The 18,102-nt window shown below is 61.7% G+C and carries 14 protein-coding genes; 3 read left to right on the forward strand and 11 right to left on the reverse strand.

Annotated features, from left to right (window positions below; all coding sequences use genetic code 11):
* Positions 1–15 precede the first annotated feature (15 nt).
* From nspC to HYPGJ_RS08070, 3 genes are all read left to right on the forward strand, one after another.
* The gene (nspC, locus tag HYPGJ_RS08060) at positions 16–1,194 is read left to right on the forward strand and encodes a carboxynorspermidine decarboxylase (RefSeq protein WP_244466039.1); all 1,179 of its coding nucleotides are present in this window, start codon (positions 16–18) and stop codon (positions 1,192–1,194) included.
* 94 nt (positions 1,195–1,288) lie between these two features.
* Positions 1,289–3,946: an aminopeptidase N gene (pepN, locus tag HYPGJ_RS08065; protein ID WP_046846628.1), complete on the forward strand. Its 2,658-nt coding sequence runs from the start codon at positions 1,289–1,291 to the stop codon at positions 3,944–3,946.
* Between the two features lie 233 nt (positions 3,947–4,179).
* Entirely contained in the window at positions 4,180–5,157 is a 978-nt protein-coding gene (locus HYPGJ_RS08070; protein ID WP_244466040.1) for a HAMP domain-containing sensor histidine kinase, read from the forward strand.
* A gap of 48 nt (positions 5,158–5,205) precedes the next feature.
* On the opposite strand, the gene HYPGJ_RS08075 is transcribed toward HYPGJ_RS08070, so the two are convergent.
* The 11 genes from HYPGJ_RS08075 to ccmI all read right to left on the reverse strand — a co-directional run bounded on the left by HYPGJ_RS08075 (position 5,206) and on the right by ccmI (position 18,086).
* Complete coding sequence (locus HYPGJ_RS08075) at positions 5,206–5,724, reverse strand: periplasmic heavy metal sensor (RefSeq protein ID WP_046846629.1); 519 nt, start codon at positions 5,722–5,724, stop codon at positions 5,206–5,208.
* Positions 5,721–6,197, reverse strand: a complete 477-nt coding sequence (locus tag HYPGJ_RS08080; RefSeq protein WP_046846630.1) for a hypothetical protein — start codon at positions 6,195–6,197, stop codon at positions 5,721–5,723. The genes HYPGJ_RS08075 and HYPGJ_RS08080 overlap by 4 nt, the downstream gene beginning before the upstream one ends.
* Positions 6,198–6,218: 21 nt before the next feature.
* On the reverse strand, positions 6,219–6,851 hold the full coding sequence (locus HYPGJ_RS08085; RefSeq protein WP_046846631.1) for a sigma-70 family RNA polymerase sigma factor: 633 nt from the start codon (positions 6,849–6,851) through the stop codon (positions 6,219–6,221).
* 123 nt (positions 6,852–6,974) lie between these two features.
* Complete coding sequence (locus HYPGJ_RS08090) at positions 6,975–9,929, reverse strand: bifunctional [glutamine synthetase] adenylyltransferase/[glutamine synthetase]-adenylyl-L-tyrosine phosphorylase (protein ID WP_244466041.1); 2,955 nt, start codon at positions 9,927–9,929, stop codon at positions 6,975–6,977.
* Positions 9,930–9,933: 4 nt separating this feature from the next.
* A complete protein-coding gene (locus HYPGJ_RS08095; RefSeq protein WP_046846632.1) occupies positions 9,934–11,397 on the reverse strand; it encodes an ATP-binding protein in 1,464 nt (487 codons plus the stop codon).
* On the reverse strand, positions 11,381–12,061 hold the full coding sequence (locus HYPGJ_RS08100) for a response regulator transcription factor (RefSeq protein ID WP_046846633.1): 681 nt from the start codon (positions 12,059–12,061) through the stop codon (positions 11,381–11,383). The genes HYPGJ_RS08095 and HYPGJ_RS08100 overlap by 17 nt, the downstream gene beginning before the upstream one ends.
* A gap of 118 nt (positions 12,062–12,179) precedes the next feature.
* On the reverse strand, positions 12,180–13,772 hold the full coding sequence (locus HYPGJ_RS08105; RefSeq protein WP_046846634.1) for a Do family serine endopeptidase: 1,593 nt from the start codon (positions 13,770–13,772) through the stop codon (positions 12,180–12,182).
* A 163-nt stretch (positions 13,773–13,935) separates the two neighbouring features.
* Positions 13,936–14,406 carry a cytochrome c-type biogenesis protein gene (locus HYPGJ_RS08110; RefSeq protein ID WP_046846635.1) on the reverse strand — a complete coding sequence of 157 codons (471 nt, stop codon included), beginning with the start codon at positions 14,404–14,406 and terminating at the stop codon, positions 13,936–13,938.
* A 6-nt stretch (positions 14,407–14,412) separates the two neighbouring features.
* Positions 14,413–16,395 carry a heme lyase CcmF/NrfE family subunit gene (locus tag HYPGJ_RS08115; protein WP_046846636.1) on the reverse strand — a complete coding sequence of 661 codons (1,983 nt, stop codon included), beginning with the start codon at positions 16,393–16,395 and terminating at the stop codon, positions 14,413–14,415.
* A gap of 12 nt (positions 16,396–16,407) precedes the next feature.
* Positions 16,408–16,875, reverse strand: coding sequence for a cytochrome c maturation protein CcmE (ccmE, locus tag HYPGJ_RS08120; RefSeq protein WP_046846637.1), 468 nt, complete (start codon positions 16,873–16,875; stop codon positions 16,408–16,410).
* A gap of 23 nt (positions 16,876–16,898) precedes the next feature.
* Positions 16,899–18,086, reverse strand: a complete 1,188-nt coding sequence (ccmI, locus tag HYPGJ_RS08125; protein WP_046846638.1) for a c-type cytochrome biogenesis protein CcmI — start codon at positions 18,084–18,086, stop codon at positions 16,899–16,901.
* Positions 18,087–18,102: the final 16 nt, after the last annotated feature.

The raw sequence follows: 18,102 nt of genomic DNA on the forward strand, positions 1-18,102 counted from the left end.
TTCGAACTCGAATTGGTGGCAGGATTGGCAGAGACCTCAGAGCTTCTGGTGCAGTCGTCGGATTGGGTGCAGAGCATCGCAACGCCGTCGTACGTGCTCGACATGGCGGCGCTCAAGCGCAACCTCGCGCGCGCGGCTGAGATCAAGCGCGAAGCCGGTTGCAAGATTTTGCTCGCGACGAAGGCCTTCGCGCTCCCCGCAGCCTTCCCCGTGATGCGCGAAGTGCTCGACGGCACGACGGCCAGCGGCGAGTACGAAGCCCGCCTCGGCCACGAGGAATTCGGCAAGGAAGTGCACGTCTATTCGCCGGCCTATGCACCGGGCGAAGTCGAACGTCTGACAAAGCTGGCGCAGCACATCTATTTCAACTCGCCGGAGCAGATCGAAAAAAATCTCGCGACTTTGAAAGCGCATCCGAACGTCAGCGTCGGCCTCCGCATCAATCCCGGCTACTCCAACGCCACGCTCGGCGGCGCGCTTTACGATCCGTGCGCACCCTACTCGCGCTTCGGCGCGACGCACGAGATGCTCGACCGCGTACACTGGGAGCACGTCGGTATCCTTCACGCGCATTCGCTCTGCGAATCCGGCGACGCCGGATCGGTCGGCCTCATCGAACACGTCGCACGCGCATTTCCGGACTATATCCGCCGTGTCGATGCGGTGAACTTCGGCGGCGGCCATTTCATCAACAAGCCGGGATACGACATCCAGAAACTGATCGCGGCGATCAAGGCATTCCGGCGCGAGTTCAATGTCGAGGTCATTCTTGAGCCCGGCGCGGGTCACGTCGTCGATGCGGGCTATCTGGTCGCGACCGTCCTCGATCTTCATCACAACGAGAAAGACATCGCGATCCTCGACGCTTCGGCGTCAACGCATATGCCGGACGTGCTCGAAGTCCCCTACACACCCTCGATCGTCGGCGCCGGTGCACCCGGCGAAAAACCGCACTCCTATATTCTCGGCGGCAAAACCTGCATGACCGGAGACATCATCGGCGAATATTCCTTCGACCGGCCGCTGAAGCCGGGCGACCGGCTCGTCTTCACCGACATGATGCAATATTCCTTCGTCAAGAATAACACGTTCAACGGCGTGCCTTTGCCGGACCTCGCGGTCTTGAACGAAGATAACACGTGCACCGTACTCCGCGCATTCGGCTACGATGAATTCCGTCGCCGCCTCGGCTGAGTTCGCGGGATAGCCATTCGCCGGACGATTAGTTATTGTCGCCTTGATCGTCCGGCGAACCCAATCCGAAGCAATTGCCGGCGCCGGGGCGCACATGAAATCAGAACATCCTAAGCCAGTTCTTCTCGCTGATTACCGCGCGCCCGAATACCTGATCGATACCGTCAACCTCGACATCGCGCTCGATCCGACAAAAACGCGCGTCGTCTCGAAACTGTCGATCCGCCGCAATCCGCAGTCGAAAAACGCCGCTAAAGCGCCGCTGAGACTCGACGGCGAATTGCTGCATCTCGAAAGCATTTCGCTCAACGGCAAGAAGCTGCGTCGCCCCGCCTACGCGATCGACGACACCGGCCTGACGATCGCGTCGCCGCCAAAAGAGCCGTTTACGCTTGAAGTGACGACGATCGTAAATCCCGAGAAAAACACGGCGCTCCAGGGAATCTATCTGTCGCGCGGCGTCTATTGCTCGCAATGCGAAGCGCAGGGCTTCCGCCGCATCACCTATTTCCTCGACCGGCCGGATGTTCTCGCGCGCTACACCGTGCGCCTCGAAGCTGACATCGCAACCGCGCCAATTCTGCTCGCCAACGGCAATCCGGTCGCGCGTGGCACGCTGCCTGGCCGCAAGCGTCACTACGCCGTTTGGCACGATCCGCATCCGAAGCCGTCTTACCTGTTCGCAATCGTCGGCGGCGATCTCGCGCTGCTGGATTCGACCTTTACGACCAAGTCGGGCCGCAAGGTCGATCTCGGCATCTACGTTGAGCATGGCAAGGAAGCGCGCGCGCATTGGGCGATGGATTCTCTCAAGCGCTCGATGCGGTGGGACGAAACCCGCTTCGGCCGCGAATACGATCTCGACGTCTTCAACATCGTCGCCGTGTCCGATTTCAACATGGGCGCGATGGAGAACAAAGGCCTCAACATCTTCAACGACCGCCTGATCCTCGCGTCCGCGGAAACGGCAACGGACACGACTTACGAATCGATCGAAAGCGTCGTCGCGCACGAGTATTTTCACAACTGGACCGGCAACCGCATCACGTGCCGCGACTGGTTCCAGCTCTGTCTCAAGGAAGGTCTGACCGTCTATCGCGATCAGGAATTTTCCGCCGAAAGCCGCAGCCGCACAGTTCAGCGCATCACCGACGTTCGCCAACTGCGCGCCCTGCAATTCCCTGAGGATCAAGGCCCGCTCTCGCATCCCGTGCGACCGGACACCTACATCGAGATCAACAATTTCTATACGGCGACCGTCTACGAAAAAGGCGCCGAAGTCGTGCGCATGATCGAGACGATCCTCGGGCGCGAAAAATTCCGCGCCGGGATGGATCTCTATTTCGAGCGCCACGACGGACAGGCCGTCACCATCGAAGATTTCGTCGCGTGCTTCGCCGACGTGAGCGATCTCGACTTTTCACAATTCATGCGCTGGTACACGCAAAGCGGCACGCCCGAACTTGTCTGCGATCTGACGTTCGACCGCCGCAAGAAAGCCGCCGAGCTCACTGTGCATCAGACGCTGAAGCCCTCACACGGCAAGGCCAAGAAGCAGCCGCAGTTCGTGCCGCTGGCAATCGCCCTCCTCGGCGAAAACGGCAACGAAATGGATTTCACCGTCGAAGAGGGTGAGGAAATCCGTCCAGGCGTTCTCGCCGTCACCGACCGCACGACAAAGTTTCGTTTTGGCAACGTCACCTCGCGCCCCGTTCCTTCGCTGCTCAGGAATTTCTCGGCGCCGGTCAATGTCACGATCGCGCTCTCGGACGACGATCTCGCCTTCACGATGCATCACGACAGCGACCTCTTCAATCGCTGGCAGGCGAGCAACAAGTACGCCTCGCGGAGCATCCTGACCTTGCTCGACGCAAAACGGCCAAAGCCGCTTGTCGCCTCCAAGGCAGCAAAGTTCGCCGCAGCGCTGGAGCACGCACTTCGCAATCCTGACCTCGACGACGCCTACAAGGCCGAGCTTCTGAAACTCCCCTCCGTTTCCGACGTATCGCGCGAGAAGGCCGCCCGCGTCGATCACGCCGCGATCTTCGAAGCGCATCGCGCCTTCAGCGGCGCGGTTGCCGAAAAGCTCGCCGACACGCTGGACGACGTTTATGCCCGCACCTCGAACGGTCGAAAATTTTCACCCGACGCCAAAAGTGCTGGACGGCGTGCACTGAGGAACGCAGCACTGTCGCTGATGACGATGCGCGGAACGGACGAAGATTACGCTCGCCTCGAAACGCACTATCGCAAATCCTCGAACATGACGGACGCGGCGCACGCTCTGGTCCTCATCGCCGGGGTGGACGCGCCGGCGCGCGAGAGCGTCATTCAGCACTTCTTCGAGCGCTGGAAAGACGATCATCTCGTGATCGACACGTGGTTCTCAGCGCAGGCGCAGTCGCCCCGCGCCGAAACACTGGATGACGTCAAAGCCCTTTGCGCGCATCCCCTCTTCAAGATCACGACCCCGAACAAGGTCAGAGCATTGATTGGCGCATTCGCGATGGGCAATCCGTTGCAATTCAACAGGGCCGACGGCGCGGGATACGATTTCCTCGCCGAGAAAGTTTTAGCGATCGACGCCCTCAATCCGCAGGTCGCATCGCGCATGCTCGGGGCATTCCGAAGCTACCGCTCGCTCGAGCCGAAACGCAAAAACCGGGCAAAAGCCGCCTTGAAGCGAGTTGCAGACGCCACGCACCTCTCGCGTGACTGCCGCGAGATCGTCTCCCGCATGCTTGAGGACTAACTCGCGACGCCAAACATGGCGTCATGATTTTGCTCAATGCCACGCTTTCGAGATTTGATTCTCTGCCGATTTTTTCTCCCTCGACAGGTGAGTCGCAAATCGGTGATTGTCGAATCAATGGCACGCGGGACCGATTCGGTTCCGGCCAGGATTGGGGCACTTACAAAATTCGGCAGGGGAATTGGAAGATGGCGCGGACTTGGTCCGTTCCTCAACGGGGGAACTTTGCCAGCTTGACCGCAGACCGGACGCGCGCGCACGCGCTGCCCCGGGCCCTGCTACAGGCAAGCCGCCGCGATATCCGGCGCACCCCGCTGCTGATGGTATCCGCTCTGCTGACGGCGATCGGCATTGCTGTCCTGAACATTGATTCGCAATCGCTGGGAACAATACTGCTCGTAGCTGGCGCGGGGCTGGCGGGTGCACTCATCCTGTGCTCCGGAGAGACGTCGGACGCCTCGACGGGCCAGATCAAAGCCGCCCACAAACCCGAAGCTGCCCGATTCACCGAACTCCTTGCCGAGCCTCAGTCAAATGCAGGCCTCGACCGCGCTGCCTGGGCGAAACTGACCGCTCACATGAGCCACGAACTTCGCACCCCCTTGAATGCGGTTCTCGGCTTTTCCGAACTGATGTCGAAGGAAGTCTTCGGCCCCCTCGGATCGAGCGCCTACGGCGACTATGCTCGCGACATCCATGCCAGCGGCCGCGTACTGTTGAAATCGGCGGAAGACGCCCTAGCCATTACGGCCCTGCTGACGGCCCCCTCTCGCAAGGGAACGCCGCAGTCCTGCCAGCTCAAATTCATCGTCGATGAGGCCTGCGCGTTTGCCGCCTGCGATCTCGAAGCTCGCGCCATCACGATCGATTGTGATGTCGATGCCGACCTCGCTGTCATCGGCGACGCTCAGGCTGTTCGGCAGATGCTAATTAACCTTTTGGCTCAAGCGTCGCGCAATGCCTGCTCGGGCGCGGTCGTCCGCATCGATGTGCGAACCTCGAACGACACCGCCGAACTCTCAATCAAATTGTCTGGTCAGGAATGCACCAGCGCCGCAATCGACGACGACTTCCCCATGATCCTCGCACGGACGCTGTGCGAGCTCTCGAATGCCGAGCTTCGGATCAGCAACACACCTGAAGGTGTTCGCTCTTGGTCCGTGCAATTCATTGCAGCGACCCAGAATGACCTGTTCTCGGGACGCGCCTGAACCGCAGGCAAGCTCTTCGAGACGGCGGCCGCTTTTAAGTGTGCGGTTTCAGTCAGATTTTATGTCGCCATCGGCCTTGTGAGGTTCGATATCGCCGCGCCTGAGAAAGTTGGGCTTGCGCTTATCGCGCCATGCCTGCAGGAGCTTGCGTTCTTCGGGCGTGACGCTCTCGGCAATCTCTGCGAACGAGTTGTTTAGGCCGGCTCTGAATTGACCTTCAGTCTCCCTGAGCTTCGCCAACGCAGTCTTCAGCTTTTCCTTGTCGAAGGGCTCGCTGGTCAGCATGGCATTGACATCAAGCCAGGCGCTGCGAACCGCTTCGCGCTCGTCCTTGAGTGAGGCGCGAGCTTCCAGAACCTGCTTACGGAAAGCGTCCTGGTGCTCCGGCGGCAACTGCCGCGCAAAAGCCAGCAGGCCGAATTCGCCGCGCGCGTGACGCTTGTTGAAATGCCAGGCCGCCGCAGCCATTCCACCAATGAAAAGCAGATTCAGCGCCAGCGAGACAATCAGCGCGGGATAGAGCAGACGCGAACGTCTGGAAGCACTCGGATTTCCGTCGACCGTCACAGCATATCCTCGTCGAGCAAGAACTCTGCATCATCGGTTTGGGCGACCTGACGTGACGCGTACGCTGAATTCGTCCCAAGAAGGGAACTGACGACGCTCGACTGTCCCGCCAGAACTCCAAGAACAAGTGACGCCGCCAGCGCCGTCACGGCCCAACCCTGACGATGGTGCGGAACCGGCCGCGGCGTCGACGCCTGAGGCTGGGTGACGACAAGGCGCGGCTGATGCGCCGCAGCCGAAGCAATCCGCTCCTTGAGACCGTCGAGACGCGAGGCATCATACTGCGGCGCGCGATCCAGGAGCGTGTCGAAAAGCTCCGCATCGCGAAGCATCTTTCGTGCCTCGCTGCTGTCGGCGATCAGGGCCGACAATTCGTGCCGGAGAGGCGCAGGCCAACGCGTGCGATCAGCGCCGTACGTGTCGAGCGCCGCCTCCAGTCCATCAAGCCCTGCAGGCTTCAGGTTCCGTGTCATTGTCTCACCGTCTCCCGCATATCAGGGCTCGCTGTCATTGCGCAGCGATTCCCAATCCGATTTCAAATCCGCCTTCAATTGCCTGCGTGCCCGGCTCAGCAGCGACTCCACCGCCTCATCCGAAACGCCGAGGATATTTCCAATCTCGATCTGGCTGAGCCCTTCGAAGTGAAAGAGCGTCAGCGCCAGACGTTGCCGCTCGGGAAGCTTCTGCATGGCGTCGCCGACGCGATGCTGAACGTCCTGACTTTCGAGAGCGGCCAATTGCTTGGCCGGCTCCGGCACCTCCGGCAATTCATCCACCACCTTCACGCGCCCCTGCCCGCGAACGCGGTCGAGGCACAAATTCGAAACGACACGGCGCAGCCACGGCCTAATTCCTGCCGGCCCGATCTCCAACGTCGCGCCCGAACGCCAAAGCCGCAAGAACGCCTCCTGCGCAACATCTTCGGCTTCGGCATCGTCGCGAAGCATCCGCCGTGCCACCGACACCATCGTTCCGAGGTGCCTTTCCATCAGCACACCGAACGCTTGGCTGTCGCCCTGACCGGCCCCGGCGACAAGGACAGCCTCGTCGTTTCGGGTTTCGCCCGCAGGTCGCGGACGGGCTGGGCTGCCGTCGGTCTTGATCGCCGCCACGTATCCCCTCGACATGCTTTTCGCTGCCTACCTGGCTTTCGACTGCCGCTCGGCGCACAAGGTTAAGGTTCGGCGCCAGTTTGCATCATTCGATGATAGGAACGCCATAGGCGGCACGATCCGTCGCTGCCGCGGCGGTCAGACGATCAGACGGTCGAAAGCACCGCGGATCTCTGCGAGAGCGTCTTTCAGCTTACGTTCCAAGTCGTCGAAAGACTGGGCCTCGCCGGCCCGTACAAGCAGGGATTTCAAGCCTTTCGGAGCCGAAGCAGGATGAAACGGCCCCTCGAGCGTGAGGCGCAGAATTTGCGTCAAATCGTGTAAAAGCTGCCCGGCCGCCGACAGCCGGCGATGCTCCTCGACCGGGATCAAACCTTCGGAGGCCGCCACATCCAGCGCCACCAGCGTCGTCTGATCGAGAATGCGCGGATGCTTGGCGGCGAACACAAGTTGCAGATGCTGGACGATGAACTCCAGATCGACGAGCCCGCCGCGCACCTGTTTCAAGTCCCAGATGTCGCTTGTCGCTTTTTCAGCTTCGATCCGGCTCCGCATGTCGCGGATATCGCCCGCAATGCGCACCCGATCGCGCGGCGCCGTCAGGACATTGCGGATTTCCGTTTCAACGCGTGCTGACAATTCCGGCGAACCGGCGATCACGCGCGCCCGCGTCAGCGCCATGTGTTCCCAGGTCCACGCCTCATTCGCCTGATAGCTCGCAAAGCTCGAAAGCTGCGTCGCGACGGGACCCTTCTGGCCCGACGGCCGGAGACGCATGTCGACGTCATAGAGCGCACCCTCCGCCGTGTGCGCGGTGAGCGCCGTGATCAGCCGTTGCGTCAGTCGCGTGTAGTAATGCTGCGGCGCGAGCGGACGCGGCCCGTCGGACTGTTCCGCGCCACGCTCGAAATCGTAAACGAGAATGAGATCGACATCGGACGACGCCGTCATCTCGCGCCCGCCAAGCTTGCCCATCGCGATCACGACCGCGGAGCCGCCGGGCACACGTCCGTATTCGACCTCCATCTGGCGGCTGACTTCGCGCAGCAGCCCGGCGATCAGACGTTCCGCAACGATGGCATACGCGAGCCCTGCTCCCGCCGCCGAAATGCTTCCCGTCAGCGCCCTGACGCCGATAAGAAACTTCTGTTCGCTGCCGATGATACGTGCGGTGTCGAGCACCTCCTGCATCGGATCGCCGGTGCTTGTCTCGCGTGCCGTCGCGAACGACCGGATCAGCAGTTCGTCGATCGCGTCCTCATCCAGGCGGCTACCGAGGACATGCGGATCGAGCACGGCATCGAGCAGACGCCGCCGCTTCGACAGGATATGCGCGAGACGCGGCGCCGATCCCATGATGTCCGCGAAAAGCCGGATCAAACCCGGCTGCGCCTTGAGCAGCGAAAAGAACTGCACGCCGCCCGGCAATTCCGACAGGAAACGATCGAAGCTCGCGATCGCGGCATCGGGATCGACCGTATCGGCGAGAGCCGCGATCAGCAGCGGCTGGACCTCCGTCAGACGCTCGCGGGCACGCGGCGACCTGACCGACGGGGTCCGGCCGTGATGCCATCCGCGAACGATGGCGAGGACTTGGGCAGGCTGCGAATAGCCAAGGCGCTTCAATTCAGCAGCCGTCTGCGGGTCGTCTTCGGCACCGCTGAAGACCATGTTCGAGCTTTCTCCGGTCAAGGCCGGAGCATCCTCGAACAGTTCGGAATAGTGCCGTTCCACCGTTTCGAGATTTGCCGTCAGCTCGGTCGCCAGCTCGTTCGTGCCGGAATACCCCGCGAAATGCGCGAACGCCTCAAGCGTCGCGGGGTTCGCGGGTAACTCGTGAGTCTGCTCGTCGGCAACCATCTGCACGCGATGTTCGAGACGGCGCAGATAGCGGTAAGCTTCGTCGAGTTCGGCTCGGCAGCCCGCCTTCACCCATCGCCGCTCCTCGAGTGCCGCAAGCGCGTCGAGCGTCGCACGTACGCGCAAATCCGGTTGCCGACCACCCGCGATCAATTGCTGCGTCTGGACAAAGAATTCGATCTCGCGGATGCCGCCGCGTCCAAGCTTCAGATTTTGCCCCGGAACAGTGATCCCACCGATCTCGCGATACGCATGAATCTGACGCTTCATGGCATGGATGTCGGAGATCGATGCGAAGTCGAGATATTTGCGCCAGATGAACGGCGACAACTCACTGAGGAAATCGTTGCCCGCGTCGATGTCGCCGCCTATCGGCCGCGCCTTGATCATCGCGGCGCGTTCCCAGTTCTGGCCAACCGTCTCGTAATAACCGTGCGCGGCCGCCGTCGAAAGCGCAACCTGCGTTGCCCCAGCATCGGGCCGCAGGCGAAGGTCGGTGCGAAACACGTAGCCGTCCGGCGTCCGCTCATCGAGCAACACGACGAGGTCGCGCGTCAGGCGAACGAAAAACGATTGCAGGTCGCCGGAGCCTGCAAGACGCGATTTCTCGCGGTCGAAGAAAACGATCAGATCGATATCGCTCGAATAGTTGAGTTCGAAGGCTCCGAGCTTGCCCATCGCGAGGACGAAGTAACCGGACCCCTGCTCGGGGGCGGTAGCATCGGGCGGCTGCCACACGCCTTGCTCGGTCGCCTTGCGAAACAGGAAACGAACCGCGGCCGCGACGGCTGCGTCGGCGCATTCCGACAAAACACGCGTGACCGTCATCACCGGCCAGACGCCGCCGAGATCGGCAAGCGCCGTCAGCACCGCGACTTCGGTTTTGTATTTCCGCAGAACCTTTTTTGCTGCCGCCATGTCTGGCACCGCGCTCATGGTCTGAGCGAGGTCTCGCGTCATCGCCGCGAAGTGATCCTCAGGCGCCTGTGTCAGCACGCGGCCGAGCCGTTCCAGATCGAACGTCGCCAGCATCGTCAAAAATAGCGAGCCATCGAACGTACCGCGCAGCAAGTCAGCGACCTTCGGATCGCGAAGCACCGCGGCGAGCGCGGGCGCATTGGCCTCCGCCTCCGTCACGAGCGAGCTCAGACGTTCCGCTCCCCGCCCATCAGGCGCGGAAACCGGGGCTTCGACGATGCGGGAGGCGAGGCTCGATTCGATGGGCTGATCCATGCGCTTATTGTGCCGCAACACCGGCCGCCACGTCACTAGGCGTGCTGACGCCGCCGGGCAAAACTGACGTCAAGCATTTCCCGGACAACAGCACCACGACCTTGAGGCCAGGATGGTTGTCCTCGAGCCGAACTTCTCCATGATGCAACCGCGCCACCGCCGCGACGAGGCTGAGGCCGAGACCCGTTCCCGGCTGCGTGCGGCTGGCCTCGAGACGCACGAACCGCTTGAGCGCCCGTTCCCGGTCCTCAGCCGCGATGCCGGGACCATGATCCCCAACCGAAAACGCCGGCCGGCCGTTCTGCCGGTAGGCGCGAACTGTGATGGCGCTGCCCGGTTCGCCGGCACGCGAATATTTGATCGCATTGTCGATCAGATTGGCCACCGCCTGCCCGATCAGCTGACGGTTGGCGCGAACGCAGACGTCCTTCTCGGCTTCGATCGATAACGCGAAGCCCGCCTCCTCGGCCGCCGGCATGTAGAGTTCCGTCACGTCCTCGACGAAGCGCCCGAGATCGAACGTCTCGACGCTGTCCTCGAGCGGCCCCGCCTCCAGGCGCGCGATCAGAAGCAGCGCGTTGAACGTTTTAATCAGCTCGTCCGATTTCTCGATCGTGCGTTCCAGCCCTTCGCGGTAAGCTTCCGCACCACGCGGATCGCGCAACGCCGCCTCTGCCGAGTTGCGAAGACGATTGATCGGCGTCTTGAGATCGTGCGCGATGTTGTCGGAAACTTCACGCAGCCCGCTCATCAAGCCTTCGATGCGGTCGAGCATCTCGTTGAGGTTTCCGGCCAGCTTATCGAGTTCGCCGTTTCCGCCGCTCGTCGGAATACGACGCGTGAGATCGCCGTCGATGATCGACCGGCTTGTCGCCGTAATCGCGTCCATGCGGTTGAGAATGAGACGGCTGACGGCCAATCCGCCGATCAGACCCGCAACCGACAGAATGCCGAAACCGAGCAGAAACGCCACGCGGATCGAATCCGCGAAGGCGCGCTGATCTTCGATATCGCGCCCGACAATCAGGCGGACTTCAGGGCCAAGTTCGACCGGAATGGCGACAGCGAGATGCGCGTGCGCATTGCCCGTTTCAGCTGCCGGCTGATAATTGAACACGCCGCCGCGTGCGTTTTCGACCAGTTCTGGCGGTATGCGGTTCAGGTTGCCCGCGATCTTCACGCCGTTCTCGTCGGAGAGATAATAAAGCCCGGCGCCCTGCAGTCGTGACATCGCGCTGACCGTCTCGGCAAGCTTCGGTCGGCCACCGGCTTTCATCTCCGACGCCATGATCCGGGCTTCGGCCGTCAGCACGCCGAGGACTTGATTGGTCAGAAGATTATTGGTCTGCCAGAACAGGAATCCGACGACGAAGGCCGCGGCGAGAAGAAAGAAGGCCACCGCCGCCGCGCTCAATCCGAATGCCGTTGTCGATGCCGCCTTCGCGACGCGTTCAAGCAGGGCCGTCACGGATCGTATATCCTGCGCCCCGAACCGTGTGCAGCAGCGGCTTGTCGAAATTCTTGTCGATCTTGGCGCGCAGCCGCGAGACATGCACGTCGATGACGTTCGTTTGCGGATCGAAGTGATAGTCCCAGACATGCTCGAGCAGCATCGTGCGCGTCACGACCTGCCCCGCGTGCTGCATCAGATATTCGAGCAGGCGATATTCGCGCGGCTGCAGAAGAATGTGCTCGCCGCTACGCGTCACGCGATGGGACAGCCTATCGAGCACAAGATCGCCGACGGAAATGCGCGTCTGCTGCTCTTCCGGCGCCGTGCGCCGTCCAAGCGCCTCAACGCGCGCCAGCAATTCGGAATAGGCGTAGGGCTTCGTTAGATAATCATCGCCGCCAGCGCGCAGACCTTTGACGCGATCGTCGACTTCGCCAAGCGCTGAAAGAATGAGAACCGGCGTGCGGTTGCCCTCGGCGCGCAGAGACTTGATGACCGAAAGCCCGTCGAGAAGCGGCAGCATGCGATCGACGATCAGCACGTCGTAAGCGCCGTCCGTCGCAAGCGCCAGCCCGGCTTCGCCGTCGCCGGCGAGATCGGCTGTGTGCCCATTCTCTTTCAAAGACTTCTGAAGGAACTGCGCCGTTTCCCTGTCGTCTTCGATTACGAGCACGCGCATGGCGTTTTTCTGATCCTGGCCGTCTATCGAACTACTGTTTAGCTGGCCGGCGTCCAAACGTCGAGGCAGCCCCGTCGTGTGGTTGACGGGGCTGCCCGAGCTTGCCATGGCGTTAACCTCAGCCCTTCTTGGTGGACAGCTGAACGGCCACAAACCGTTTCTGATCTGACGATTTGATGTGCAGAAGCACGGCTTTGCGCTGCAGGCCCTGGGCTTTCTTCACCCCGGCCGACACGTCGTCAGGCGTCTTAACGGTTTCGCCGGAGACCTCGAGGATCACATCACCGGCCTTGAGCCCCTTCTCGGCGGCGTCCGATGACGGATCGACCTCGGCGATGACAACACCCTCCTGGTTCGAACCGGAGCGCGCCGGCATCAGCGTCACGCCAAGCTGGCTCAGTTCCGTCTGCGAAGGCTTGCTGTCTTCCTTGTTGCTGTTGTTGTCGTTCTGGTCGTTGTCGCCACCCATCAAAGCTTCAGCGTTCTTCGGGAAGAGTCCGAGTTTGACGTTGATCACCTTCTCGGCGTTGTTGCGCCAGACCTTGATGTTGACGGGCGAGTCCGGAGACAGCTCCGCGATCTTGCGTGCCAGATCACGGCTATCGGCGACCTTGGCATCGTTGACCTGCAGGATCGCGTCCTGCGTCTTGATACCGGCAGCCGCGGCCGGGCCGTTCGCAGTGACTTCGCTGACCAGCGCGCCGTGCGCCTCGTTCAAGCCAAGGCTCGCAGCCGTATCTTCGTCGACATTCTGAATCTTGACGCCGAGCCAGCCGCGCTTGACCGTTCCGGTCGCCTTGAGCTGCGTCACGACCTCAGACACCGTCTTGGCAGGAATGTCGAACGCGATGCCGACGTTGCCGCCCGACGGAGAGAAGATCGCCGTATTGACGCCGATCACGTCGCCATCGAGGTTGAAGGTCGGACCGCCCGAGTTGCCGCGGTTCACGGCAGCGTCGATCTGCATGTAGTCATACGGTCCCGATCCGATATCGCGCGCCAGTGCTGACACGATACCGGCCGTCACCGTACCGCCAAGACCGAAGGGATTGCCGACCGCCAGTGCCCAATCGCCGACGCGCGGCGCCTTGGTCGAGAACTTCACAGCCGGAAACGTCTTTGTGCTGTCGATTTTGAGCAGCGCAACGTCGGTCCGCTGATCGGCTCCGACGAGCTTCGCTTCATACTTCGTGTCATCGTTATCGAAGGTAATGACAATCTTCGTCGCGCCATCGATCACGTGATTATTCGTAACAACATAGCCGTCGGGCGAGATGACGAATCCCGACCCCTGGCCTTGAACGATCTTCGGACGCTCTTCCTGCTGACCGAAATCCTTCGGCAGATTCTTGAAGAAATCGTGCAGCGGATGATCTGGAGGAAGGTCTGGCATGTTGAAGTTGCCGCCGCCTCGCTTGTCGAATTTATCGTTCTTCTTGTTCTCGGCCAATTTCGAGGCGCCGCCGTCATTGACGACCGACACCGACACGACCGCCGGCTTCACGCGCTCGACGAGATCCGCGAAGGAAAGCGGAGCGCGGCCCATCGGCGTTTCGATCGTTTGGGCGGCATTGGTGTCGGCCCGGACCGTGTAGGACGGAATGAAATAGCCAAATCCCGCCGTCGCGACGGCGGCGAGCGCCACGAAAGACGGAGCAATTTTCGTAATACGAGAGGTAGCAATCTTTGGCGCGCGATTGGGGAACATCATCCCTTGGATCTCCAAACTGAAATCGGCCCTTGTAGGCTTGCCGATGACAGGTAATGGAGCCGGGATTACCGCAGGATGTCAGTCACGTTAACAGTTCGTAATCTGCATCCGGGCGAAGACGCCGCCCGCTGCGAGCGTCGACAGCGCGAAAGGATCGCGCGCGCTAGCTCTGATCGCCGGAAAGGATTTTCGAGAGCTTGGCTTTCTCGTCTTCCGAAAGCGCGGCACTTGGAGCAGCCTTCGGTCTCGCCGCGGCCCGCGCCGCCAACGTCAGCCCCGCGATGAACACCAGAATGGGCGTCAACCAGAGCAGCAGCGTCGATAACTGAAAGCGCGGCCGCAACAGCACGAATTCGCCGTAGCGAGCGACGACGTAATCGATGACTTGCGCATCGCTGTCGTGAGCTACGAGGCGTTCGCGCACGAGACGACGCAAATCCGCTGCGAGCGGAGCATCGCTGTCATCGATCGATTCATTCTGGCAGACAAGGCAGCGCAACTCGGACGAAATCGTTCGCGCACGCTTTTCCAATGCGGGATCGGAGAGCATTTCACCGGGCTGAACGGCCAGCACGCCCGCAGCGTTGGCGATTATCGCCATCACAAAAATCGCAATCGCAAATAGCCGCCGCATCGCGCGTTACTCCGCAGGAACGGCGATCGCTCGCCGTCCGCGACCCGCCGGAACGCCGATCCGCAGCCGCCGGTCGGAAAGCGAAATGCCGCCGCCGAGGAACATAATCAGCGTGCCGAGCCAGATGAAGCGTACCAGCGGATTGAAGTACGCGCGCACCGCATAGCCTCCATCCGGCTGTGAATCGCCGATGACGAGATAGAGGTCGCCGCGCCAGGACGCGTGGATGCCGGCTTCCGTCGTCGGCTGCGGCGGCGCATCGTAGAGCCGCTTCGACGGACGCAAACGTCCGATCGATGTGCCGCTGCGCGTGACATCGAAGTCGGCGAAGTCTTCGCGATAGTTCGGCCCACGTCCGCTTTCAAAGCCTGCGAACGTCACGTCATAGCCCGCCACTGAGAGTGTCTGGCCGGGCTTCATGACGAGGATGTGTTCTTCGCGATAGGCGCTCGTCGCGATAATGCCGACGACAAGCATGCCGACGCCGAAATGCGCAAGCAGCGTTCCGTAGGCGGAGCGCGGGAGGTTACGAGCGCGTCGGAAACTTTCCGAAACCGGAGCCTGAGCAAGCTTGATGCGGCTCGCCCATTCCGCGAGCGCTCCCATCATCACATAAACGCCGAGACCGATGCCGAACGGCGCCAGCCACGGGCCACGATGGCCCACTGCATAGGTGGCGACAATAACGACGATCGCGGCCAGCACGGCGAAAGCCAGACGCTGCATGACGCCTGCGAGATCGCCGCGCTTCCACGCAAGCATCGGACCGAACGGAAGCGCCAGCAGCAGCGGGATCATCAGCGGCCCGAACGTCGAATTGAAGAACGGCGGACCGACCGAGATTTTCTCACCCGTCAGACCTTCGAGCGCCATCGGGTAAAGCGTGCCGACGAGAACAGTCGCGGTCGCGGTGACAAGGAGCAGGTTGTTCAGAACGAGGCTACCCTCGCGACTGATCGGCTGGAAGACGCCGCCGGTCTGCATCTCGCTCGCACGCAGCGCAAACAAGGCGAGCCCTCCGCCGGTGAAGAAAATCAGGATGGCGAGGATGAACACGCCGCGCGCCGGATCGACCGCGAACGAATGCACCGACGTCAGCACGCCGGAGCGCACGATGAACGTCCCCATCAGCGACAGCGAGAACGTCAGGATCGCGAGCAGCACCGTCCATACTTTCAGTGCTTCACGCTTTTCCATCACGAGCGCGGAATGCAGCAGCGCGGTTCCGGCGAGCCAGGGCATGAAGGACGCGTTCTCGACCGGGTCCCAGAACCACCAGCCGCCCCAACCGAGTTCGTAGTACGCCCACCACGACCCCATCGAAATGCCGATCGTCAGAAACATCCACGCGGCGAGCGTCCACGGCCTGACCCAGCGCGCCCAGGCGGCGTCGATGCGTCCTTCGATCAGCGCGGCAATGGCAAACGAAAACGCGATCGAGAAGCCGACGTAGCCGGTGTAGAGAAACGGCGGATGAAACGCCAACGCGGGGTCTTGCAGGATCGGATTCAATCCGCGCCCGTCGGATGGCGCCGGAACGAGACGCAGAAACGGGTTCGACGTCAGGATCGAGAACAGCAGAAACGCAACGGCGATCGATGCCTGCACAGAAAGAACGCGTGCGCGCAAACTCGGCGGAAGGTTCGTGCCGAACAGCGCGACGGCAGCGCCGAACAGGGCCAGGATCAGCACCCACAACAGCATCGAGCCTTCGTGATTGCCCCAGACGCCAGCCAACTTGTAGAGCAGTGGCTTCGTCGAATGCGAGTTCTCCGCGACGTTCGCGACCGAGAAGTCCGACGTCACATAAGCGTGCATCAATGCGACGAACGCGATCGCAAGCAGAATGAACTGCGAAACGGCAGCAGGCTCGGCGACGCGCATCATGCGCTCGTCCTTGAGAGACGCGCCGGCCATCGGCAGAACGACCTGGACCACGGCGACGAGCAGCGCCAAGATCAATGCGAAGTGTCCGAATTCGATGATCATGGCATGGCCTCCTTAAGGCGTCTCGGTTTTGGCACCCGAGGGATGCGCGCCGGAACCAAGTTTCACGCCCCTTTCTTCCAGGGCCTTCGCAACGTCTCGCGGCATGTAATTCTCGTCGTGCTTGGCGAGCACGCTGTCGGCCTTGAAGTCACCGTGGCCATCGAGCACGCCCTCAGCGACGACGCCTTGTCCTTCCCGGAACAGATCGGGCAGAACGCCGGTGAATGTCACGGGAATTTCCTTCAAGGTGTCTGTCACCTTGAATTTGATCGTCGTTCCCTCGCGCACGACCGAACCGTTCTCAACGAGACCGCCGAGCCTGATACGCTGGCCGCTGGGTACGCCTTTTTCGGCGATGTCACTCGGCGTATGAAAGAAGACGACGCTATCCTTCAGCGCAAACAGCACGAGGATCAGCGCGACCGCGAGCGTCGCGACGCCGCCACCGATCAGAACGCCGCGCTTTTGTTTCCGTGTCATTCGATATCCGCTTCCATCGGGCTTCAGCCTCCGAGCCCGAGTTCGCGCGCAAGATCATCGACGCGCGCCAAACCGACCTGGTCGTTTTTGAGATTGGCTCGCGCATCCGACAGAGCCTTCACCGCATCGTCCTGTCGACCGAGAACCTGATAGGCGCGAATGAGCTTCAGCCATCCTGTCGCGTCCGTACCGTCGGTTTTGAGGCGCGCCGCCAGCCCATCGACCATTTGCGTGATGAAGGCTTGGCGCTGCTCTGGTGTCATCGACATGATCGCCGACGGCGATCCCTCCGGAGGCCGCGGCAGCGACGTGTCGCCCGCGTCTTTCTTCGGCAGCACGAGCACCGAAGGCGGCTTGCCGTCCGCGGGCGTCAGATTGGCGAGACGCGCTTCAAGCATTTGCCGCCAGGGCGCATCCGTCGGCGCCTCCTCGATCAGCTTGCGATAGTCGGCGGCAGCTTCCGCCAGCTTGCCGTCCTGCTCCTTTGCGAGCGCCAGCCAGATACGAGGTTCTTTTCTCTCAGGAGCAATCACCAGCAGACGTTCGAGCGTCTTGCGCGCGTCTTCCGGAATGACGCCGTTCTCGAGCCGAATTCTCGCGTTCGCGAAACCTTGCAGCCGGTCCGGGGATTCGCCGACGATGCGGATTGCGTTGGCGTAGGCGTTCGCCGCGTCGGCATAGCGACCCATCGCGTAATAGACCGGCGCGATCACGCCCCAGCCCGTACCGTCCTCGGGGTGCGCGCGAAGCCGCTCCTCGACCTTGGCGACGAGATCGTTCGGATTGTTGGAGTTCTCTCGTTGCGCAAGACGCGTGCTCAGCGGATCGCCCGGCATTCCCGGCGCTCCGTAGGCGAGATAAAGCCCGAGGCTGACGATCGGCAGCGCAATTGACGTCAGGATCGACGCGTAGGCCGCAAAGCTCGCCCGCTTCGGAAGCTCAGTCGTATCCGCCCGGTCCTTATCAGCGGTCGAGCGAAGCAGGCGCCGCGCGATTTCGGAACGGGCACTTTCCGCTTCTTCCGATGCGAGAGTGCCGCTTGCCTCATCGGCTGCGACTTCCTTGAGCTGATCCTTGTAGACCGCAATATCGGCGGCAGCCGTGACGGCGTCCGGGTCCTCGACCGTTTTCGGCGAAGCTCTGAGCAGCGGTCGCGTGATGACAAGAGTCACCACCGCCACAAGACAGGCCACTAGGATCCAGAAAACCATCGCCGCGCGTTCCTCG

Origin of the sequence: Hyphomicrobium sp. GJ21 (genome assembly GCF_001006785.1) — a bacterium.
Classification (GTDB): domain Bacteria; phylum Pseudomonadota; class Alphaproteobacteria; order Rhizobiales; family Hyphomicrobiaceae; genus Hyphomicrobium_B.